Source organism: Mesorhizobium sp. 113-3-3, assembly GCF_016756495.1.
Lineage (GTDB): Bacteria > Pseudomonadota > Alphaproteobacteria > Rhizobiales > Rhizobiaceae > Mesorhizobium.
This window is the reverse complement of the sequence record NZ_AP023243.1, coordinates 977236-998750: the sequence shown is the minus strand read 5'-3', so window position 1 is coordinate 998750 and position 21515 is coordinate 977236. Positions and strand designations below refer to the sequence as shown.

Genomic DNA, 21515 nt, shown 5'->3' with positions numbered 1-21515 from the left:
AGATTTGCCGGCTTGCTTGGCCAGGGACTCGGCTTTCGGAACCGTCGCCCTTGTTGTATCAAGCCTTTTCCAGGAGAATACCTGCCGGGGCAAGGAAAACTGCGGGGCATGAAGAACATGGCAATTATTTTAGCGAAGTCTAATCTACTTCGCATGGTCGCGGCATCGGCTGCTCTGTGGCTGTTGTCGGCTTCTTCTGGCCCGGCGCTTGCGGAGGACACCACCAAAGAGGCCCAAGCCAAACAGTCTCAATCAAAGGACGCCGGATCCAAGCCGGCCGACGCCAATGCATGGGCGGTTAACTGTTCCAGCGACTCTGCTGCCGGCGACCTTCAGTGCCAGGTGTCGCAGAACCTCACCGAGGCCAAGACAGGCCAGCGCGTGTTGACCGTGACCGTGCGCCGCGACAGCGGCAATGGCAGCCTGGCCATGCTGCTCGCCTTGCCGCACGGCCTGTTCCTGCCGTCGGGCGTCAGCTATCAGGTCGACAGCGGCAAGAAAGTCACCATCGCCATCCAGACCAGCGACCAGAACGGCGCCTATGCCGCGGTGCCGGTGGCGCCGGAACTGGCCAAGGCGATGAAGTCGGGGACGACGATGAACATCGGCATGGAATCGGTGACGCGCAAGCCGGTGACCATCCCGGTTTCCCTCAAAGGCTTCGGCGCCGCGGTGGCCAAGCTGGAATCGATCAAGTAGCGGGTAATGCCGTTCGCTGTCTTGCGACAGCCGTAGGGCACACGCGCCCAACAATCCTAACCCGTGGCGGAGGCGGCCGATTGGCGAAGCTTGCGCCGCCCCTGGAAAGAGATGGGGTGGGTATCAAGTCCCACGGGGTCTTCGTGCCAGTCGCCTGCAGCACCAGCCAATGCGCGATCTGCCGGCCGCCGGATCTCCCATTCGGCGCTTGATTGTCCGCGCCCGCAATGCTCCGTTGCCGCCAGGCCATCCGGAGAAACCCATGACAGGCTTTGTCGACCGCCAGCACGCCGCGCAATTGATGGAACGCGCCGGCATTGCCGCGCTGGTGCTTTGCGCGCCGGAAGCCTTCCACTATGCCACCGGCGCATGGATCGGCCCGGCGGGACTGTTCCGGCGCGCCGGCGGCGGCTTTGTCGTCATCCCGGCCAGACAGGACCTGCCGATCGGCGTCGTCGTCGCCGACTTCAACGCGGCGCAGCTGCGGCTCGCCATGCCCGAGGCGGTCGTGCGTTCGCACCCGATCTGGATCGAATCCGCGCCAGTCGAGACAGCGCACGGGCTGCCCCTGGCCGAACGCATCGAGGCCGGCCTTGCCTTGCTTGGCCGCACGCCTGATTTCTCGCGGCCCGCCACCTTCGATCTCGCCGGTTCGCTGCGCCAGCTGCGGGTGCTGCTGGACGACTTCGGACTGGCGCGCGCAACGCTCGGCATCGACCTCGACTTTGTCCCGGCCGCCGATTTCGCTTCCATCCAGGCGCTGCTGCCGGATTGCCCTGTCGTCGACGGCTCGCCCGTGCTGGACAGGCTGCGGGCCATCAAATCACAGCGTGAGATCGACCTCTTGCAGCAAGGCATTTTCCTCTCGGAAGCCGGGCTGGAGCGACTGCAGGTGGACGCGATGGCCGGCATGCGCCAGGCCGATCTCGTCGCGCTCTACCGCAAGGGCGTCACCGACGCGGCCGCCGGCCTGTCGCATCCGGTCCTGACAGCCGAATATGTGACGCTGGGCGCCCGCGCCAAGGGCGCCGATGCCAGAGCCGAGGCCGGCGATCCCCTGAAATGCGACATGGTCTGCACGGTCGGTGGGTATGCCTCCGACATGTCGCGCAACTTCACCTTCGGACCGCCTTCCGCCGACCAGGCCGAGCTGCATGCGATCGCCGAGCGCGCCTTCGAGGACGGGCTGGCGGCGTTGATGCCCGGAAACACGCTCGCTCATGTCCATCGCGTCACCACCGGGAGCCTGGCGCGGCAAGGCCTGCCCTCCTACCGCCGCGGCCATTTCGGCCACAGCGTGGGGCAATCGGTATTCTCAGAGCAATGGCCGTTCATCGCCGCCGACAGCGATGTGGTGATCGAGGCCGGTATGGTGCTGGCCTTCGAAATCCCGCTCTATATCGATGGCCTTGCCAGCTTCAATCTGGAAGACCAGTTCCTGATCACGGCGGACGGGCCGAGGCCGATGAACCGGCTGCCGAGGCGGCTGGAGGGGATTGGGTAGCCAAGCCTTCTTGATGTGTGGCTGGCCGCACATTTTTAAGCATCCTGTTTTGTCACATCAGCTATTCACAATGGCCAACCGTTGGCGCTGCCCCTCACCTGCCTGCCGGCATCCTCTCCCCGTATAGTGACGGGGAGAGGGACGCCTTAATCGCCGATTTCGCCAATCACCAACGTCGCAAGAAAGGCGCAGGCGCTGCGGCCAGCTCCTCTCGCCCCGTTTACGGGGAGAGATGTCCGGCAGGACAGTGAGGGGCGGCGCCGACGGTAGAGATTGTCGCTTTGTATTGATGCCGCATCACCTAACATCAACACATCCTAGCCGCTCACCGCCGGTCGCCGATCCCGCCACGGCATCTCCTGCTCCAGCTGCGCCGACGCCGCCAGCACGGTCGCCTCGTCGCCATAGCGGCCGACCAGCTGAACGCCGATCGGCACGCCGCCCTTCGACCATCCGAGCGGCAGCGAGATCGCCGGCTGGCCTGATATGTTGAAGGGGAAGGCGAAGACCGCATCCGTCCATTTGGCGTTGTAGCGATCGATGTCGGTTTCCGACATGTCATAATAGCCGAATGGACGCGGCAGCTGCGTCAGCGTCGGCGTGATGAAGAGGTCGTACGCGTTGAGGTCGCCGGCAATGTCGCGGCCGGTCTGCCGGAGCTGCTCGACATCGGAGATGTGCCTGACGCCGCTGGTCGCGCGGCCGCGCGCGATGATCGCCCAGGTCACCGCCTCGACGTCGGCTGGCGTCACCGGCCGGCCGATCACCGTTTCGAGATAGTCGAAGGTCGCCGCCGTCTGCACACAGGTCATGTTGGTGTAGGTCGTCCACACGCCATTGGCGTCGAGCGGCATGTCATGCTCCTCGACATCGTGCCCCAGCCGCTCGAGCGCGGCCACCGTCGCCAGCACCGCCGCCTTCACCTCCGGATCGATGGCCGTGCCGTTGGGCGGCGCAACGGTGAAGCTGATGCGCAACCTTTTCGGCGCCCGCGCCGACAGGCTGAGCCAGGAGGCATCGGGAACCGGCGGCGTGTAAGGATCGCCCGGTAGCGCGCCGGCGACGGCATCGAGATAGGCCGCCGTGTCGCGCACCGTGCGCGAGCAGCAGAGAAAATAGGCGCCGCCATACCAATAGTCGCCGAACGGCGCGAGGCTGACGCGGCCGCGCGACGGTTTCAGCCCGACAATGCCGCAGCAGGAGGCGGGAATGCGGATCGAACCGGCGCCGTCGCTGGCTTCGGCGATCGGCACCATGCGTGAAGCGACGGCCGCCGCCGCGCCGCCGCTGGAGCCGCCCGGCGTGATGCCTTCCTTCCATGGATTCTTGGTCGTGCCGTAAAGCTTCGGCTCGGTCGTGATCGACCAGCCATTTTCAGGCGCGTTCGACTTGCCGACCAGCACCAGCCCCGCCGCCTTCATGCGGCGAACCACTTCGGTGTCGAAGTCGGCGACGACGTCCTTCAGATAGAACGAAGAATTGGTGTTCGGCGCGCCCGTCCAGGACGAGGCCAGCTCCTTGAGCAGGAACGGCACGCCGGCGAAGGGCGCCGATTTGTCGACCGTCGCGGCCTGCGCACGCGCCATGTCATAGAGGCGGTGGATCACCGCGTTCAGCGCCGGATTGAGCCGCTCCACCAGCGTGATCGCCGCCTCGACCAGTTCGGCCGGCGAAACCTGGCCGCCGCGCACCAGAGCTGCGAGGTCAAGCGCATCGGACTCGGCATAGGTTTTCAACAGACTGTCGGTGACGGCGGTCATGTATTGCTCCTTCTATGTCTGAGAGACTCACCCTCACCCAGCCTCCGCTTCGCTCGGCTGACCTCTCCCCGAGGGGGAGAGGAGACTACGAGCGCTAGCGCTTATCTCTTCTCCCCTGGGGGTCCGGAGGACGGGCGAGGCCCGTGACTCGCCCCGGCACAGGTGGCCGCGTAGCGGCCGGATGAGGGGGGCCGGCGCCGACCTCAGGCCAGCTCGACCGTCCGCCCGAGTTCGATGCTCTGCTCCGCCGCCAGCACGATGCGCAGGCTGTTGACAGCGGCGTCCATCTGTTCGGTCAAATCGAGATCCTCGCGGATGGCGCGCAGGAAGAAGGCTTGCTCGCGGTCGCACAGCTCCTGATGGCCGGGCTCGTCCTCCATGCTGACGATCTCGTCGGGCTTGGAAAAGTTCTTGTCACCGTCGACCGCGGCATAGTGGATCTTCAGCGCATCGGTCTTGGTGTGGCGGTCGATGTCGGCCGAGTTGGAAACCTCGGCGTCCGAGGCCGTGCTTGGCGCCTGGCCGGCGACGATCGACACCGCGCCCTTGGGGCCGACCACGTCCTTCACGAAATAGGCCGTCTCGCTCATCATCGGACCCCAGCCGGCCTCGTACCAGCCGACCGAGCCGTCATCGAAGGTGACATGCAGATGGCCGTAATTCTGCTTGTCGGCTTCCGCCCAGAGCTTGGCGCCGATGCCGTGCACCCGAACCGGCCTGGCGCCGGTCAGCTGGCACATGACATCGACATAGTGCACGCCGCAATCGACGATCGGGATCAGCGAATCGATCAGGTTCTTGTGCCAGTGCCAGGCGCTGCCACTGCTCTGCTGGTTGAGGTTGAGGCGCATCACCAGCGGCTTGCCGAGCGTCTTGCCGACCTCGATGAACTTGATCCAGGAGGGGTGGACGCGCAGGATGTAGCCGAGCACCAGCTTGCGGTTCTTGGCGCGTGCCGCCGCCACGACTTTCTCGGCGTCCTCGATGTTGGTGGCGAGCGGCTTTTCCATGAACACATGGCAATTGGCCGCGATCGCCTTCAGAGCATATTCGGCATGGGTGTTCGGCCAGCTGTTGATCGACACGGCGTCCGGCTTCGTCTCCTCCAGCGCCTGGTCGAAATCCTCATAGAGCGGATAGCCGGCCAACTCCGCCGGGATCTTGGTGTTGCTCTTGATCGAGCGGCTCATGATGCCGACGATCTCAAACCCCTCGGAGCGGTGATAGGCGCTGGCGTGCGACGCACCCATATTGCCGAGACCCACCACCAGCACTTTTACCTTGTCGGCCACATCAGCCTCCCACATTCTTGATTGGATCTTGGGCGGCGATCGGTTGACGCTGCCTGTATGTTTATTCGGGCAATCACGTCAGCTCGGCGCTGCCCCTCATTGCCCTGCCGGGCATTTCTCCCCGTATGGAGACGGGGAGAAAGACGCCGACATCGATGATTTCGCCAATTGCCAACGCCGCAGAAGATGCGCCGAGGTTGCGGTCATCTCCCTTCTCCCCGTCACTATACGGGGAGAAGGTGCCGGCAGGCGGATGAGGGGCAGCGCCAACCCCGACGATCGCAGTCCCTACTTCACCGCCGAATCGAACAGATGCGCCTTGATCTTCTCGACATCGAGCGCGGCAAAGCCTTCCGACAGTTTGACGCCGTCGGCATCGGCCTTGACCTTGGCCTTGTCGAAATCATTGGCCGCCGGGATCAAATCGTTGGTGCAGACGTCCTCGGCCTTCACCGGATTGGTGATCTGGCCGATCTTGTGGATCTCGTCGAAGAAGCCCTGCCAGCTCGCCATGTCGTGCGAGCCCCAGCCGCCGCGCTTGTCCATGTCGCCACGGAAGACGTTGATCTGCTGCAGGATCGAGGTGGTGCCGAGCTCCGGCCCGAGATTCTTGGCCAGCGTCGGGAACTGCTCGAACACCGCTTCGACCGCCGCGCGCGGGTTCTGGTAGCCGAATTCAAGGCCCATCGCCCAGCCGCGCAGGTATTTTTCCAGGAACGCCTTTTTGTCGGCATCCTCGAGATCGGCGGCGCGCACGACAAAGGTGTTGGCCGGCAGCTTCGAGTTCTTCACGCCGAGCCAGTATTCGAAGTCGAGGCCCTTGGCGATCCATTCGGCGCGCAACCCTTCCCATGACAGGGCGGCATCGCCTTGGCCGCCGGCGAGCGCGGTGCCCCAGGTCGGCCAGCCGGCCTCGACATATTTCACCTTCTTGATGTCGACGCCTTGCGCGGCGAGCAGCGGATCGGTGATCGACTGCCAGGCGGCGGAGCCGAGCAGAATGGTCTTGCCTTCGAGCTTCTTCAGATCGTTCGAGCCCTCGCCCTTGCGGAAGGCGATGCTGAACGTGTCGCGGGCGCCCATGTGGAACACCGACTTCAGCTTCATGCCGTTCTGGATGGCGAAGGAGAACACCCCGGGCGAGGGGAAGCCCATGTCCGCCTGGCCGACATCGACGAACTTCACCGTCGCCGTGCCGTCCGACGGTCCCGGCTGCATGTCGGTGTCGAGCCCGTCGAAATAGCCGGCTTTCTTCGCCGCCCAATAGGGATAATCGTCGAGCACTTCGAGCGTGCCGCGCGGCGAGATCCAGGTGAATTTCTCATAGGCCGCCGCCCTGGCTTTGAGGCCGCTGGCGCCGAGCGCGGTTGCCGTCACCAGGCCGGCGCCGGTGACCTGCAGGAAATAGCGGCGGGAGATGCCCGCCTGGCGGATCGAATTGTCTTTGGTCATCGCTTTCCCCTTTTTGTTTGACGTCAGTCTGCCGCCCGCCTGCCGGGCGTCTTGCTTCAAATCCTTGTTTTCAAGCCTCCCAGCTCGCCCATTTCTTGCCGATGAGGAAGAACAGCACGTAGATCAGGATGCCGAGCGTCGACAGGATCAGCACCACGGCGAAGAATTGCGGCATCTGGATCATCGACGAATAGGTGGTCAGCCGGTTGCCGAGACCGAAGCCGCCGCCGACCATCTCGGCGCCGACGGCGGTGAGCAGGCCGAAGATGGCGCCGATCATCAGCCCGACCAGGATCATCGGCAGCGCCATCGGCGCGCGGATCTTCCAGAAGATCTGCAAGGTGCTGGCGCCGTAGGACCGCGCCAGCGCGATCTTGGCGCTGTCGACGCGGCGAAAGCCGGTGGCGGCGTTGATCATCACCATCGGCCCGGCGGCCAGCGCCACCGCGATGATGCGCGGCGTGTAGCCGAAGCCGAAGCGCAGGATGAGCAACGGCACCAGCGCCAGCATCGGCGTGGTGACCAGCAGCAGGATGTAGGGCGCGACGATCTTCTCGGCGAAGGGGAACTGGGTGATGACGGCGGCCAGCACCAGCCCGACGACTGCGCCGATGGCAAAGCCGGATACCAGCTCGACCAGCGTGTAGCCGAGATGCGGCGCGATCAGCGGGAACTCGTCGAACAACGCATAGGCGATCGAGCTCGGCGGCGGCATGATGTAGAGCGGCACATGGAACAGCCGCAAGGCCAGTTCGATGCCGCCGATGATGACCACGGCCACGGCGATGATCGCCGCCACCTCCTTGCCCGACTTGATGCCGGGGCCACTGGCGAAGGCCGACAGATTGGTCAGGCTGACCTCCTGGCCGTCGCCCGATTTGGATTTGGAGAATTCCGGAATGGCGTCGCTCACGGCCTGATCCTCACGATCTCGGCGCTGGCGCGCTCCTGTCCCGGCGCCTTCGGCCTGGCGCGCTCGCCGACAATGTCCATCTTGATCCGGTTGGTGAGGTCGAAGACTTCCTTGGTCGCCATGATCTCCAGCGAGCGCGGCCGCGCGAACGGCACGCGATATTCCTTGGCAACGCGGCCCGGCCGGGCGCTCAGCACCACCACGCGGTCCGACAGAAAGATCGCTTCCTCGATCGAGTGGGTGATGAAGACGATGGTGGTCTTGGTGTCGAGCCAGATCTCCTCGACCAGCCGGTTCATCTCCTCGCGGGTGAAGGAGTCGAGCGCACCGAACGGCTCGTCCATCAACAGCACCGAGGGTTTCAGCGCCAGCGCCCGCACGATCGCGGCGCGCTGCTGCATGCCGCCTGAAAGCTCGCGCGGGAACTTGCCGCCGAAGCCGTCGAGGCCGACGCGGTTCAGAAGATGCGCGATCCAGGCGCGGTCCGGTTTCTCGCCCTTGATCTCGAAGGGAAAGCGGATGTTGGCGTCGAGATTGCGCCAGGGCAAAAGGTTGGCTTCCTGGAAGACGATGCCGATATCGGGATGCGGACCGGTGATCCCTAGGCCGTCGAGCCGGATTTCGCCGCTGGTCAGGCTGTGCAGGCCCGACATCGACCACAGAAGCGTGGTCTTGCCGCAGCCGGACGGGCCGACGATCGAGACGATTTCATTGGCCCGGACATCGAGGCTGCAGCGGTCCAGCGCCAGGAGGTCACCGGACGCCGTGTGATAGATCTTGGTCGCTGCCTGCACGCCAAGCTTCGGCGTTGTTGTCTCGCCCGCGTTCATCCGCCCCTCGGAGATTGCGTGATGATCCGGTAGGTCATCCCTGCCAAAATCAGTCTGTAACTATCCTACTTTGCTGTCAAGCGCTCGACGTGGTAACCGTATCACGAAAATTCCACCTTTCGCTTAATACACTGTTTTTACAGAGTTATATCGACCTTGAAATGCTTGTTGCTTTCCTACATACTCCGAAAAGAAACGCGAGCTTGTCGCCGTGGCACGCAAGGGTTGCAGCACGGCCGGGCGCATGGAACGACAGCGTGCAAACATGATAAGAGGTCAGGTCGAAAAGGCAGGGAAGACCGACTTCATGACCGACGCTGACAGCCAGCACGAGCCTGTTGCAACCCACGACACGGAGGGACGCGATGTCAGGCGCATCCCGGACATCATCTCGCTGGTCAAGGATTCCTACGCGGAGTTGAGCCCGGCGGAGCGCCGCGTCGCCGATGTCGTGCTCGACGATGTCAAATATGCCGTCGACGCCTCCAACGCGGCGATTGCCGAGCGCGCCGGCGTCAGCGAGCCGACCGTGACCCGCTTCTGCCGCGCCATCGGCTGCGAGGGCGTGCGCGATTTCAAGCTGAAGCTGGCGCAGAGCCTCGTCGTCGGCGCGCTCTATCTGGCCAAGCCGCCGGCGGTCAGCAACGACAATGGCATGCCGTTCTGGAACGCCGTCTTTGGCGAGGCGCGCCGGGCGCTGCAGGAGGCCGAACGCCAGTTCGATCCGGGTGAGCTGCAGAAGGCCGCCGAGCTGATCGCCAAGGCGCGGCAAGTCACCGTCTTCGGCCTCGGCGGCAGTTCCTCGGCACTGGCGCAGGAGACGCAGTACCGGCTGTTTCGCTACGGCATCACCGTCAGCGCCCAGTGCGATCCCTATCTGATGCGCATGACCGCCTCGACGCTGAAGCCTGGCGACCTGGTGATCGCCATCTCGGCGACCGGGCGCACGCGCGAGGTCATCGAGGCAGTCGAACTCGCCAAGCACTACCGCGCCAACGCCATCGCCGTGACCGCGCCCGACACCGATCTGGCGCGGGCCTGCGACGTCAGGCTGACCGTGGCGGTGCCCGAATACCCCGACACGCTGAAGCCGACCGCCTCGCGCTATGCCTTCCTGGCGGCGATCGACCTTCTGGCCGTGGCCTCGGCCTACAAGCTCGACGGCTCGGCCCGCGAAACGGTGCGCCGCATCAAATACAACGCCCAGATCCACCGCACCGGCAAGGAGATGGAGCCGCTCGGGGATTAGTTCACTGCAGGAAGAGGGAAAAGAATGCTCGAAATGGCACCGACGAAACAGGCAACCGCGTGGCTCGACTCCCTGGCGCAGGCGCTCGCCGCCGGCGATGCGAACGCGGCAAGCAATTTGTTCGTCGACGACTGCTACTGGCGCGATCTTTTGACCTTCACCTGGAACGTCACGACCATGGAAGGCCGCGAGGCCATCGCCGAGATGCTCGAGGCAACGCTGGCGGCGACCAGGCCAACCGCATGGCAGATCACCGGCGACGCAACCTCCGACGAGGGCACGATCGAAGCCTGGTTCACCTTCGAGACGGCGGTGGCGTCAGGCCAGGGCATCATGCGCCTGCGCGACGGCCGCTGCCGGACCTTGTTCACCGCGATGACCGATCTCAAAGGATTCGAAGAGCGCAAGGGTTTGGCGCGGCCGCTCGGCGTGCGCCACAAGGCCGACCCGGAGCGCGAGACCTGGTCGGAAGCGCGGGCGCGCGAGACACGCGATCTCGGCGTCACCGAGCAGCCCTATTGCCTGGTCATCGGCGGCGGCCAGGGCGGCATCATGCTGGGCGCGCGGCTGCGGCAGCTCGGCGTGCCGACCATCGTCATCGAGAAGAATGCAAGGCCCGGCGATTCCTGGCGCAACCGCTACCGCACGCTCGTGCTGCACGACCCGGTCTGGTACGACCATCTGCCCTACATTCCGTTCCCGGAGAACTGGCCTGTTTTCACGCCCAAGGACAAGATGGGCGACTGGCTGGAAATGTACACGCGCGTCATGGAGCTCAACTACTGGGTCGCCACCAAATGCCTCAGCGCTTCCTATGACGAGGCGCGGAAGGAATGGACTGTCGTGGTCGACCGCGTCGGCCGGCAGGTCACGCTGAAGCCGAAGCACGTCGTCTTCGCCACCGGCGCCTACGGCCCGCCGCGAAAGATCGACCTCGCCGGCGCCGGCGAATTCAAGGGCGAACTGCTGCATTCCAGCCAGTATGCGAGCGGCGACAAGTTCCGCGGCAGGAAGGTCGCCGTCATCGGCGCGGCCAGCTCGGGGCATGATGTCTGCGTCGACCTGTGGGAAAGCGGCGCCGACGTCACCATGATCCAGCGCTCGCCGACCACGGTGGTCAAATCGGACACGCTGATGGAGGTCGGCTTCGAGATCTTTTCGGAGAGCGCGCTGGCGCGCGGCATCACCACCGAGAAGGCCGACATGATCGTCGCCTCGACCCCTTTCGCGCTGGTGCCCAAGGGCCAGCGCGCACTCTACGAGGTGATCAAGGCGCGCGACGCGGCCTTCTATGAACGCTTACGGGCCTCGGGCTTCGCCATCGATTTCGGCGACGACGAGACCGGCCTCTTGATGAAGGCCTACCGCACCGGCTCCGGCTACTACATCGATGTCGGCGCCTCGGACCTGATCATCGACGGCAAGATCGGCATCCGCAGCGGCGTTGCCATCAAGGCGTTGACGAAAAACGGCATCCTGTTCGAGGACGGCAGCGAGCTCGAAGCCGACGCCATCATCGCCTGCACCGGCTACCAGTCGATGAACGAGAACGTCGCGGCACTCGTCTCGCGCGAAGTGGCCGACAAGGTCGGCCCCTGCTGGGGCCTCGGCTCCGGCGTCAAGGGCGACCCCGGCCCCTGGCAAGGCGAGCTGCGCAACATGTGGAAGCCGACCGCGCAGGAAGCGCTGTGGTTCCACGGCGGCAATCTGGCGCTGTCGCGGTTTTATTCGAAATATGTCGCGCTGCAGATCAAGGCGCGGATGGAAGGGATCGCGACGCCGGTTTACGGGAAGCCGAGCAACGCTGGCTGAGGTCGACCCCCACTCCGTCGAGCTTCGCTCGACACCTCTCCCCCGATCGACGGGGAGAGGAAAGGTGCGAGCCTAACCGAGCTAGGCTCCCTTCCTCTCCCTCCGGAGGGGGGAGAGGTGGCGATGCGAAGCAGCGACGGAGTGGGGAAGGCGGTTCCAAAATGTGCCGCCGCAAGACAGCTACAACCCCTGCCTACCGGGCATCTCCGCCTCGCCCGATAGACGCCTAATCACTCATGCCGGTGCCCGAAGTGCCGGGCCGCCACCTCGACATGCGTATGGGCGGCATGCGCCTCGAAACGCTCGGTCTCGCCGACATCGTTGACCGCCTCGTTCGGCCACCAGGTGCCGCCGATGACGATGCCTTCCGACACCAGCCGCTGGTCGGCGACCAGCGCAGCACCCACCGCGTCGACGAAGGTGAAACGGCCCGGCCGCTGGCGAAGGACAGTGACATCGCCGACGGTGCCGACCGCCAGCGTGCCGAGGTCCGGCCTGGCGATCGCCCGCGCCGGTGCTTGCGTCGCCGCGCGCAGCACCTCGACCAGCGGCATGCCGAGCGCCATCAGCTTCGACATGCAGACCAGTATGTCGAAGGCAGGCCCGTCGACGCAGTAGAGATGCACGTCGCTCGAGATGACATCCGGCGCCAGCCCCTCGGCCAGCATGGCGCGCGCCACGTCGAAGTCGAACGAACCCATGCCATGGCCGAGGTCGAAGATGACGCCGCGTTCGCGCGCCAGCCGCATGTCCGGCCGCACCGCGCCCGAGGCGAAGACCGGCGCGTTGGGAAACGGCCGGAAGCAATGGGTGAGGATGTCGCCGCGTCGCAGCCGCGGCAGCACTTCCGAGCGGCCGGGCGGCGGCTCGTCAATATGCGCCATCAGCGGCAGGCCGGCTTTGTCGGCGGCCTCCAGCGCCAGGTCCACCGGCGCGATGCCGCTGGTGCCGCCGGCATGCTTGCCGGAGCGGACCTTCACGCCGACCACGACATCGGCATGTTCGCGCGCGGCGGCGACCACCTCACGCGGCTCGCAAAGCCTGAGATCGCTGCACTCGCCGACCGACACCGACTGCGAGAAGCCGAAGATGCCGGCAAAGGAAATGTTGACATAGGCCAGGATGCGCACCCTGGACCGCTCCATGACGTGGCGGCGGAAGCCGAGGAAATTGCCGGCGCCCGCACTGCCCGCATCGATGAAGGTGGTGGTGCCGCTTTTGGCCGCGAGCCTGTCGGCATCGACGCCGAGCGAGGTGCCGCCCCAATAGACGTGGCTGTGCAGGTCGACCAGCCCGGGCGCGACGATGCAGCCGGTCGCGTCGACGACCTGCGCGGCGCGATCCGCCGGGATGTCGGCATCGATCGCGGCGACCCGGCCATTGGCGATGGCGACATCGCGCGGCGCATCGATGCCGGACGCCGGATCGATCAGCCGTCCGCCCTTCAGCAGGAGGTCGAATTGCATGAGGGGAACCTCCGCTTCGTTGCGCCTGTCAGACCGGCCGATAGGCGACGGCCTCGACCTCGATCTTGATGTCGATCATCAGCCGCGATTCGACCGTGGTGCGCGCCGGCGGATTTTTTGGGAAATGCCTGGCGTAAACCGCGTTGAAGGCGCCGAAATCGCGCGCGTCTTCCAGCCAGACGGTGGTTTTCACCACATCGTCCAGGGTGCACCCGGCCAAGGCCAGCGCCGCTTTCACATTGGCGAGCACCTGCTCGGTCTGTTCCGTGATGCCGCCCTTGACCACGATGCCGTCGCTGCCGACCGGAACCTGGCCCGAGACATAGACGAAGTCGCCGGCCCGCACGGCGGGCGACAGCGGCACGTGGGATGCTCCAAAAGTCTGCTTGGGCACGGGATCGCCTCCTCTGATTTTGCGAGAGGACACCAGGGCGGCATCCGCTTCGCCGCAGATTTAGCGCGATCGGGCCGGTCCCGATAGGGCCCTTGTTGGAAAGCAACATTCTTCGAAATTCATGTTGCTTTATTACAGGAGCGCTTGCATCGTGCGCGCCTGCCGGACGGCTTTCAAGCCGCGACGGACCGATGCCTGTGCGAGACTGGAGAGACCGAGAATGACCTTCGACAAGAACCCGTTTCCGTCAGGCGACGCCGACCGCCACGCGCTTTGGGAGATGCTGGTGCGGCGCGACATCGATGCCTTCATCGGCCAGGACTGGTCCATGGTCGAGAACGATTTCATCGCCGAGAGCTTCTTCGGCATGCATGCGCATTTCCTCGCCAATGCCGACGCCTGGCGGTTGCAATTCCCGAGGCTGGAGATTTATCGCGACGAGTGGCTGCGCCAGGCCAAGGAGACGGCGGCGACCAAATTCGCCGAGCCGCTGCGCGAGGCGCTGTTTCGCGTCACCAACCTGCGCGATATCGACGTCGACGGCGACCGCGCCGTGTTGCACAAGAAATTCGACGGCTCCATCGCCAAGGCCGACGGCAGCGTCGACCGCTTGAAATGGCAGACGCTGTATTTCTGCCGGAAGGTCGAAGGCAGCTGGAAGATCGCCGGCTTCGTCGGCTACATGCCGTACCCGCTGGGGGTTTAGGAGCGCCGTAGCGGGGACGGGTTGGGGGGATTTCGCCGTTCGTTCGTCGGCTTATCATAGACCTTCGGGATTGGCGGAGCCCCTCCCGACTTCGTCATCCTATGGCGAAGCAAGGAGCGAAGCGACGCGGCGCAGACCATAGGATCCATGCCGGGACCCCAACGCGCTGCCACCGTGCAGAATTCTGCTCCGCTGCATTCCGTGGCATAGGTCCCGGCATGGATCCTCGGGTCTCCGCGACGCCGCTACGCGGCTGCTCCGCCCGTGGATGACGAAGTGACGGGCGTCTCAGCCAATCCAGAAATTATCGCCCGATCAGCACCGCCGCCCGATACGCCGGGTTGCCGTACCAGGCCATTCGGTCGAGCTCCGCCGCCCTGACCGGGAGGTCGACGACGTCCATAGGCTGTTCAAGCCGGTCAGGCTCGATCCAGGGGTCATTGACGAAATAGACCCCGTCGCCATGGCCGTGGACGAGCACCCAGTGCGGGCACGTGTCGCCCATCATCGGCGCATGGTCGATCAGCACCAGCGCCGAGAAGCCGCGGTCGAGCGCCTGGCCGATCTCTTCGACGGCAAAGGCGCGTGCCTCGATCGGCAATGACGCGGCTTCGGCCTCGCGCCTGAAGCCGGCCTGGACGAAGCTCATCAGCCCGCGCCTTTCCTCCGAACTGGCGCGGTCGAGGAAGATCGGTTCGGCGCTGCTCATGAAGATTTCGACCCGCAGCCCGCGCCGGTGCGCCGCCAGCGCCAGGCCGTAGGGGTCGCAGCCGCCCGGCCCGCTTGGGCCGATGATGGTGGTCGCCTCGCGCCAGAGCTCGACCTCCAGCGCCCGGTCCGGCAGCAAGGCCGGATCGAGCCCGGCCATTGCCATGGCCAGCGCTGACGGCCCACAGGTAAAACCGGCCGTCTGCGGCCAGGACGGCGGAACCTGACTGCGCCGGCGGACTGGTTCGATGCCGATCCAGCGCTGCAGGAAGCCATCGCGGCGCTCCCACTGGCCGCCAATGTGCCGCACCGTGTCTTCGTCGGCGCGCAGGCAGAGCACGTCTTGCGCGAGCGCTTCCTTCTCCAGCGCCTCGAGCAGGCGCGCGCCGGCGCTGATGTTCGCGGCAGTCCAGAACAGGGCGATGCGCATCATCGCCGCAGCCGGCCGGCGCTGCCCGACCACGATCGCCTCCGGGCGGCCCTCGCCGCAATGCGCCACGCCGGTAACCCCGGCGATCTTCCGCAACGCCGCCAGGCGATCGCCGATCTCGGCCGGCGCCGCCGCAATCAGCTCGGCCCAGGCGGCCGCGTGTTCGGTGGTGAACACACGGACCCCTTCGCTTTGCGCCGAGACTGCAGGCTCCTGGAAGTGCGGCATGACCCGCAAATTAGCCCGACAATGGCCGATCAGTACAGCGTGACGAACGCCGGGAACAGCAGGCCCGTCTCCCGGAAATACTCGATCAGCTCGATGGCCGGGAAGATGGCGAGGAAATAGAGCCCGTCAAAGAAGGTGCGCTTGAGCGCGCGCGTCGAAAACTGCAGCTGGTCGTCGTCGCGGTAGAGCAGCGGGTTCGGCCAGAAGCGGGGCGTCGCCTTGATATAGGCGGTGTAGGCCGGGCCGAACTTGCCAAGCAGATACTCGGCCTCCTTGCGCGCCGTGACACGGAAGATGAGAAAGCTGGCGACGCCAAGCACGGCCGCCGCCACCAGTGAGCCGTAGAGCAGACCGATGCCGACCGCGCCGACCGTCGAGAAGAAATAGAGCGGGTTCTGGCTCATCGAGAACGGTCCCGTCGAAACCAGCTCCTCGTTCTTCTTGCCGCCGACATAGAGGATGCTCCACAGCCGGCCGGCAACGCAGGCAAGCACCAGGCAGAAGCCCAGGAATTCGAGCGTTTCGTGCCCGTTCGAGCCTTCGCTGAGCGCCGGCTTGGTGAGAAACAAAAGCAGCACCGCCAGCACTGCCGCAGCCCGCACGAAGATCAGCCGCTTGCGCTGCACGAAGGCCTGTGAAACCGGCTTGAGGGACGCGTAGGTCATTCGTGTTTCCTGGGGCACGGATTGCAGGTTCGGAACTGGGGCGCGCCATTGATGGCGGATACAAGGCGGTCACTTCTATCAGCGCAGCGCGCGGCGTTCGTAAAGGCCTTTTGCGCCAATCACGGTCTTCCTTACGAATTTGTATGCCCCGCGACAGGCTGCAGTGAAGTCGCGTCCCTAATGTCCGAATGCCGGCCCGCCAATTAGGGGTCGGCTTCAATTACGGCAGCCGGACCACCGGCATGGATAGGGAATGGTTTCATGAGACGATTTTCACTTGCCATCGCAGCGGGGACCCTCGCTGTCTCGACAGCGATTTCCACCGCTTACGCGGCCCCCGCGCCTTGTGAGGAAAGCTTGAAGGCCCTTCGTGCCGCTGAAGCGGCAGCCAAGCTCAATGACGCCGACAAGAACAAGGTCTCGGAGCTGGAGACCAAGGGGATCGAACGCTGCAATGCCGACGACGACAAGCGTGCCGACGACTTCTTCGCCCAGGCGATGAAAGTCATGGGCAAGTAATTCATGCCGTCCAAAGCACCCTCGGGCCTCATCCGAGGGTGTGCAGGGGACGGATCGCACGACCCCCCTCGCGATGCGCTTTCCTCCCGCCGCAACCATCAACCTCAGGACCTCAGCCATGCTCCCAACCAACAAGCAGCCTGCCGTACAGAGCCTGAACAGGGTTCCGGAGGTTACGCTCGACTTCTGGCTGATCAAGCTGATGGCGGTCACCATGGGCGAGACGGCGGCCGACTATCTCGCCGTCAATCTCGGGCTCGGGCTGACCGTCACCTCGCTGATCATGACCGGCGTGCTGATCGTCGCCCTTGGCCTGCAGTTCGCGCAGAAGCGCTACGTGCCCTGGGCCTACTGGCTGGCGGTGGTGCTGATCAGCGTCGTCGGCACCTTGATCACCGACAACCTCGTCGACACGTTCGGCGTGCGCCTGCAGACGACGACGATTGCCTTCTCGGTCGCGCTCGTGGCCACCTTCGCGGTCTGGTACGCCAGCGAAAGAACGCTGTCGATCCACACCATCTTCACCACCCGGCGCGAGATCTTCTACTGGCTGGCGATCCTGTTCACCTTCTCGCTCGGCACCGCCGCCGGCGATCTCGTCGCCGAGAGCTTCGACATGGGCTATCTCACCTCGGGCCTCATGTTCGGCGGCGTCATCGCGCTGATCGCGCTTGCCTATTATCTCATCCACCTCGACGCCATCCTGGCCTTCTGGCTGGCCTACATCCTGACGCGCCCGCTCGGCGCCTCTTTCGGCGATCTTCTGTCGCAGCCGGTCGAATATGGCGGCCTCGGTTTCGGCACCACCTTCACCAGCCTGATCTTCCTGGCCTGCATCGCGGCACTTGTTCTCTACATGACACTGAAGAAGACCGCCGACGATGCCGACGAGATCCTGCTGGAGTCGGATTAGGCCTCGGCGTCTGGCGGTGTGTGCCATCCTAGGAACGAGGCCATGCCGGTGATAGCCTGTGCCCGATATCGGCGATCAACCGGAACAGCCATGCGACTTCTTCTTGTCGAAGACGACCACAAGACAGCGGACTATATCGTCAGGGGACTGACCGAGGCCGGCCATGTCTGCGACCTCCTGCGCAACGGCCATGACGCGCTTTTCGCCGCCACCAGCGGCAGCTATGACGTGATCATCGCCGACCGCATGATCCCGGGTCTCGATGGTCTGTCGATGATCAAGGCGGTGCGCGCGGCCGGCGTGCGCACGCCGGCGATCTTCCTCACCTCGATCGGCGGCATCGACGATCGCGTCGAGGGTCTGGAGGCCGGCGGCGACGACTATCTGGTCAAGCCCTTCGCCTTTTCCGAGCTGCTTGCCCGCATCAATGCGCTCGGCCGCCGGCCGGCGGCGCAGGAGCAGAAGACGGTGCTGCGGGTCGCCGACCTCGAGATGGACCTCATCATGCGGCGCGTCACGCGTCACGGCCAGCCGATCGACCTGCAGCCGCGCGAATTCAGCCTGCTCGAGGTGCTGATGCGCGGCGAAGGCCGCGTCATCACCCGCACCATGCTTCTGGAGCGCGTCTGGGACTTTCATTTCGACCCCAAGACCAGCGTGGTCGAGACCCATATCAGCCGGCTGCGGGCCAAGGTCGACAAGCCGTTCGAGGCCCAGCTCATCCACACCATCCGCAACACCGGCTACAGCCTGCACGCGCCGCTTGCGCCATGATCGGGACCTGGTCTCGCCTGCTGCGCAGCACGCCGTTCCGGCTCGCCCTGACATTCGGCTTCCTGTTCATGCTGGCCTTCGTGCTGTCGGGCGCCATCGTCTACCAGATGATGAGCGCCGATCTTGCCGAACGGCTCGACGAGAACATCAAGGAAACCTATTCGGTCGTCGCCGCCACCTATGCCCCGAACGATCTGGAGGACCTTGTCGCCACGATCGAAAGCCATGCGAAGCTCAGCCCGAAGAAAGAACAGCTGTTTTCGCTGACCGACCCGGCCGGAAACCACCTGGCCGGCAATTTCACCGCCGCCGGGCTTCCCGACGGGTTCTCGGCGTTCGACGCCGTGTTGCCAGGCGTGCCTCCGGATACGGAGTATCGCGCCTATTCCGGTTCGGTCGGCGGCAACAATCTGACGGTCGCCTTCAGTCTCTCCGAAACGGAGGAGCTGGAAACCGTGGCGATGATGAGCTTCGGCTGGGCAACCCTGATCATCACCGGCTTGGCGGTCGCCGGCGGCGCGCTGCTTGCCTCGCGTGTCCAGCGCCGTCTCGACGGCATTGCCGCCACCATGGTCGATGTCTCGCATGGCCGGCTCGATACCCGCATTCCGTTGACCGGCACGGGTGACGACATCGACATCGTCTCCGGCCAGGTCAACGCGGCGCTCGATCGCCTGTCGGGCCTGGTGGACGGCATGAAGCAGGTCAGCGCCAACATCGCGCACGATCTGAAGACGCCGCTCAACCGGCTGCAGATGATCCTGGAGGGCGCCGCCGACAAGGCAACGCGGCATCAGGACGTCTCCGATGATCTGGCCGACGCACGTGCGGAGGGTCACCAGATCAACGAGACCTTCGATGCGCTGTTGCGCATCGCCCAGATCGAGGCCGGCGCCCGCAAGGCGCGGTTCACCGATCTCGATCTCGGCGAGGTGCTGGAAATCATAGCCGAGATCTACACCGACGTTGCCGAGGACGACGGAAAGTCGTTGGTGTCGACGCAACTGCGTGAAACGGCAGACCCGATTCATGGCGACCGGGAACTGTTGACGCAGATGTATGCCAATCTGGTCGAGAATGCGCTGCGCCATTGCCCGCCCGGCACGACCATCAAACTGTCGGTGACGCGCCAGGGCGAGCGTGTCCTTGCCACTGTCGCCGACAACGGACCCGGCATTGCCGCCGACGAGCGCGAAAAAGTGTTTCAGCGGCTCTACCGGCTGGACCACAGCCGATCGACGCCGGGCAACGGCCTTGGGCTGAGCCTGGTGCGGGCCATCGCCGATCTGCATGGCGCATCCATCGCCCTTGACGATTGTCAGCCTGGCCTCGCCGTGGTGGTGAGCTTTCCGCTGGTGAGATCGCCGGCGTCATAGGGCTGAGAGCTGGTGCCGGAAACGTACCAGAGCGCCAATAGTTTACCAAAGCGTATGAGGCCGGCGACCCGCCCGTAAGCTTGCAGCGGTATGATGAATGGACCTGACCGTTCATCGAAAGGCCGCGGAAAATGAAGACCTTTTTTCGGAAAACCACCGGCGTCCTGCCCGCTCTCGCCGTCATGGCGAGCCTGGGCACGGCAGCCGCCTTGGTTCCGGTCCTTGGCATCCTGCCGGCCTCGGCCGCCGAGAAGCCCGTCCAGCCGGAGAAGAACCCGCCGGGCGACATTCCCGATTCGCAGGTCTTCATCGACTACACCTCGCCGCAAGGGTTCGCCCTGAAAGTGCCGGAGGGCTGGGCACGGTCCGACCGCGCCGACGGCGCAAGCTTCGTCGACAAGCTCGATGGGGTCGTTGTCTCGGTTTCCAGGGCCGACGCCGCACCGACCGTCGACAGCGCCAAGGCGGACTATGTCGCCAAGCTCGAGGCCGCCGGACGCGCTGTGCGGGTCAGCGCGGTCAAGCAGGTCAAGCTGCCGGCCGGCACCGCGATCCGCATCGTCTACACCTCGAACTCCGAGCCGAACGCGGTAACCAACCGGCAGGTTCGCCTCGAAAACGAGCGCTACCTCTATTTCAAGGACGGCAAGCTCGTCGCGCTCGACCTTTATGCGCCCAAGGGCGCCGACAATGTCGATCAGTGGCAACTGATGTCCAACTCGTTCCGGTGGAAATGAGATGCACGCGTTGGAAGCGCATGAGATCTATCGCTTCTTCCATATAGGCGACGACGAGACGGCCGCCTTGCGGGGCGTCAGTTTCTACGTGGCCGCCGGCGAGATCGTCGCCCTGGTCGGGCCTTCCGGCAGCGGCAAATCCACCTTGCTGGCCTGCGTGACCGGCCTCGACGAACCGGATGGCGGCTATGTCGAGGTGGCCGGCATCCGGCTCACCCGGCGACCGGAGGCGCATCGCACGCGCATTCGCGCCGCCAGCTTCGGCATTCTGCTGCAGTCGGGAAACCTGTTTGGCCATCTGAACGTCGAGCAGAACCTTCGATTGCAGATGCTGCTGGCCAACAAGCCGGACGGCCGGCGAATGGCCAGCCTGCTGGAAAGTGTCGGCCTTGCGCATCGCGCCCGCGCTTTTCCGACCGAGCTGTCCGGCGGCGAGACGGCGCGCGCCGGCCTTGCCGTGGCGCTGGCCGCCGACCCGCCGATCCTGATTGCCGACGAGCCGACCGCGGAGGTCGACAGCGAGACCGAATCCCGGCTGATCGCTCATTTCGAGGCGCGGCGCGACGCCGGGCTGGCGACGCTGCTGGCCACCCACAGCAAGGCGTTGGCGCAGAGGGCCGATCGCATCGTCAGGCTGAAGGACGGGAGGATCGTCCGTGGCTGAAACGCTCGTCGTCGCAAAGGGCCTCGGGCGGGACTTCCGGGATGGTAACGCCGGCCGGATCAGCGTGCTGCGCGATGTCGACTGCGAGATCGCGTCGGGCGCGCGGATCGCGCTCGTCGGACCTTCGGGCAGCGGCAAGACGACGCTGCTGCATATTCTTGGCGGCCTCGACCGGCCGACGGCCGGCAGCGTCGAATGGCCCGCACTGGGTCCATTCGAGACCCTGAGGCCGCGCCAGATCGGCTTCGTGTTCCAGTCGCCCAGCCTGTTCCCTGCCCTCACCGCTGTCCAGAATGTCGGCCTGCCCATGCTGCTGGCCGGCGAGCATACCGGCGCCGGCGACATCGGGGCATCGCTTCTGCAATCGTTCGGTCTTGGCGCACTCGGCGACAAGCTGCCGGAGGAACTGTCCGGCGGCCAGGCC

Annotated in this window: 20 protein-coding genes and 1 pseudogene; 12 read left to right on the top strand and 9 right to left on the bottom strand. The window is 65.1% G+C overall.

Annotation, left to right across the window (positions count from 1 at the left end):
- The first annotated feature begins 12 nt into the window (after positions 1-12).
- The gene (locus JG746_RS04680; protein ID WP_244730667.1) at positions 13-699 is read left to right on the top strand and encodes an invasion associated locus B family protein; all 687 of its coding nucleotides are present in this window, start codon (positions 13-15) and stop codon (positions 697-699) included.
- A 262-nt stretch (positions 700-961) separates the two neighbouring features.
- Positions 962-2203, top strand: coding sequence for a M24 family metallopeptidase (locus JG746_RS04675; RefSeq protein ID WP_202357110.1), 1242 nt, complete (start codon positions 962-964; stop codon positions 2201-2203).
- A gap of 317 nt (positions 2204-2520) precedes the next feature.
- Here JG746_RS04675 and JG746_RS04670 read toward each other — a convergent pair whose 3' ends face one another.
- The 5 genes from JG746_RS04670 to JG746_RS04650 all read right to left on the bottom strand — a co-directional run bounded on the left by JG746_RS04670 (position 2521) and on the right by JG746_RS04650 (position 8450).
- Positions 2521-3963, bottom strand: coding sequence for an amidase (locus JG746_RS04670; RefSeq protein WP_202357109.1), 1443 nt, complete (start codon positions 3961-3963; stop codon positions 2521-2523).
- A 203-nt stretch (positions 3964-4166) separates the two neighbouring features.
- Positions 4167-5255, bottom strand: coding sequence for a Gfo/Idh/MocA family protein (locus JG746_RS04665; protein ID WP_202357108.1), 1089 nt, complete (start codon positions 5253-5255; stop codon positions 4167-4169).
- Between the two features lie 288 nt (positions 5256-5543).
- Positions 5544-6707 (bottom strand): ABC transporter substrate-binding protein, encoded by a 1164-nt coding sequence (locus JG746_RS04660; protein WP_202357107.1) that lies wholly within the window; start codon positions 6705-6707, stop codon positions 5544-5546.
- Positions 6708-6777: 70 nt separating this feature from the next.
- Positions 6778-7620: an ABC transporter permease gene (locus JG746_RS04655; protein WP_038650727.1), complete on the bottom strand. Its 843-nt coding sequence runs from the start codon at positions 7618-7620 to the stop codon at positions 6778-6780.
- Positions 7617-8450: an ABC transporter ATP-binding protein gene (locus tag JG746_RS04650; protein ID WP_202357106.1), complete on the bottom strand. Its 834-nt coding sequence runs from the start codon at positions 8448-8450 to the stop codon at positions 7617-7619. The genes JG746_RS04655 and JG746_RS04650 overlap by 4 nt, the downstream gene beginning before the upstream one ends.
- Positions 8451-8757: 307 nt before the next feature.
- Between JG746_RS04650 and JG746_RS04645 the strand changes: the two genes are divergently transcribed.
- Both JG746_RS04645 and JG746_RS04640 read left to right on the top strand, forming a co-directional pair.
- Positions 8758-9699 (top strand): MurR/RpiR family transcriptional regulator, encoded by a 942-nt coding sequence (locus JG746_RS04645; protein WP_202357105.1) that lies wholly within the window; start codon positions 8758-8760, stop codon positions 9697-9699.
- 24 nt (positions 9700-9723) lie between these two features.
- Positions 9724-11511 (top strand): NAD(P)/FAD-dependent oxidoreductase, encoded by a 1788-nt coding sequence (locus JG746_RS04640; protein WP_202357104.1) that lies wholly within the window; start codon positions 9724-9726, stop codon positions 11509-11511.
- Positions 11512-11741: 230 nt separating this feature from the next.
- Here JG746_RS04640 and JG746_RS04635 read toward each other — a convergent pair whose 3' ends face one another.
- Both JG746_RS04635 and JG746_RS04630 read right to left on the bottom strand, forming a co-directional pair.
- Positions 11742-12977: an amidohydrolase/deacetylase family metallohydrolase gene (locus JG746_RS04635; protein WP_202357103.1), complete on the bottom strand. Its 1236-nt coding sequence runs from the start codon at positions 12975-12977 to the stop codon at positions 11742-11744.
- A 28-nt stretch (positions 12978-13005) separates the two neighbouring features.
- Positions 13006-13371 carry a RidA family protein gene (locus tag JG746_RS04630; RefSeq protein ID WP_202357102.1) on the bottom strand — a complete coding sequence of 122 codons (366 nt, stop codon included), beginning with the start codon at positions 13369-13371 and terminating at the stop codon, positions 13006-13008.
- Positions 13372-13591: 220 nt separating this feature from the next.
- On the opposite strand from JG746_RS04630, the gene JG746_RS04625 reads away from it, so the two are divergent.
- Entirely contained in the window at positions 13592-14077 is a 486-nt protein-coding gene (locus JG746_RS04625; RefSeq protein ID WP_202357101.1) for a hypothetical protein, read from the top strand.
- 304 nt (positions 14078-14381) lie between these two features.
- Here the strand turns inward: JG746_RS04625 and JG746_RS04620 are convergent, their stop codons facing one another.
- Complete coding sequence (locus JG746_RS04620) at positions 14382-15392, bottom strand: peptidase C39 family protein (RefSeq protein ID WP_244730666.1); 1011 nt, start codon at positions 15390-15392, stop codon at positions 14382-14384.
- Between the two features lie 80 nt (positions 15393-15472).
- Entirely contained in the window at positions 15473-16108 is a 636-nt protein-coding gene (locus JG746_RS04615; protein WP_202357099.1) for a methyltransferase family protein, read from the bottom strand.
- 357 nt (positions 16109-16465) lie between these two features.
- Between JG746_RS04615 and JG746_RS37745 the strand changes: the two genes are divergently transcribed.
- The 7 genes and pseudogenes from JG746_RS37745 to JG746_RS37080 form a co-directional block, all read left to right on the top strand.
- Positions 16466-16627, top strand: a complete 162-nt coding sequence (locus JG746_RS37745) for a hypothetical protein (protein WP_342216531.1) — start codon at positions 16466-16468, stop codon at positions 16625-16627.
- Between the two features lie 118 nt (positions 16628-16745).
- Positions 16746-17540: a COG4705 family protein gene (locus JG746_RS04605; RefSeq protein WP_202357097.1), complete on the top strand. Its 795-nt coding sequence runs from the start codon at positions 16746-16748 to the stop codon at positions 17538-17540.
- Between the two features lie 90 nt (positions 17541-17630).
- Positions 17631-18314 (top strand): winged helix-turn-helix domain-containing protein, encoded by a 684-nt coding sequence (locus JG746_RS04600; RefSeq protein WP_202357096.1) that lies wholly within the window; start codon positions 17631-17633, stop codon positions 18312-18314.
- Positions 18311-19690 carry a sensor histidine kinase gene (locus JG746_RS04595; RefSeq protein ID WP_202357095.1) on the top strand — a complete coding sequence of 460 codons (1380 nt, stop codon included), beginning with the start codon at positions 18311-18313 and terminating at the stop codon, positions 19688-19690. The genes JG746_RS04600 and JG746_RS04595 overlap by 4 nt, the downstream gene beginning before the upstream one ends.
- Positions 19691-19821: 131 nt before the next feature.
- The gene (locus JG746_RS04590; protein ID WP_202357094.1) at positions 19822-20427 is read left to right on the top strand and encodes a hypothetical protein; all 606 of its coding nucleotides are present in this window, start codon (positions 19822-19824) and stop codon (positions 20425-20427) included.
- 1 nt (position 20428) lies between these two features.
- Complete coding sequence (locus JG746_RS04585; protein ID WP_202357093.1) at positions 20429-21091, top strand: ABC transporter ATP-binding protein; 663 nt, start codon at positions 20429-20431, stop codon at positions 21089-21091.
- Positions 21084-21464 (top strand): annotated as a pseudogene (locus tag JG746_RS37080) (ATP-binding cassette domain-containing protein); the annotation flags it as partial. The gene JG746_RS04585 and the pseudogene JG746_RS37080, both read left to right, overlap by 8 nt.
- Positions 21465-21515: the final 51 nt, after the last annotated feature.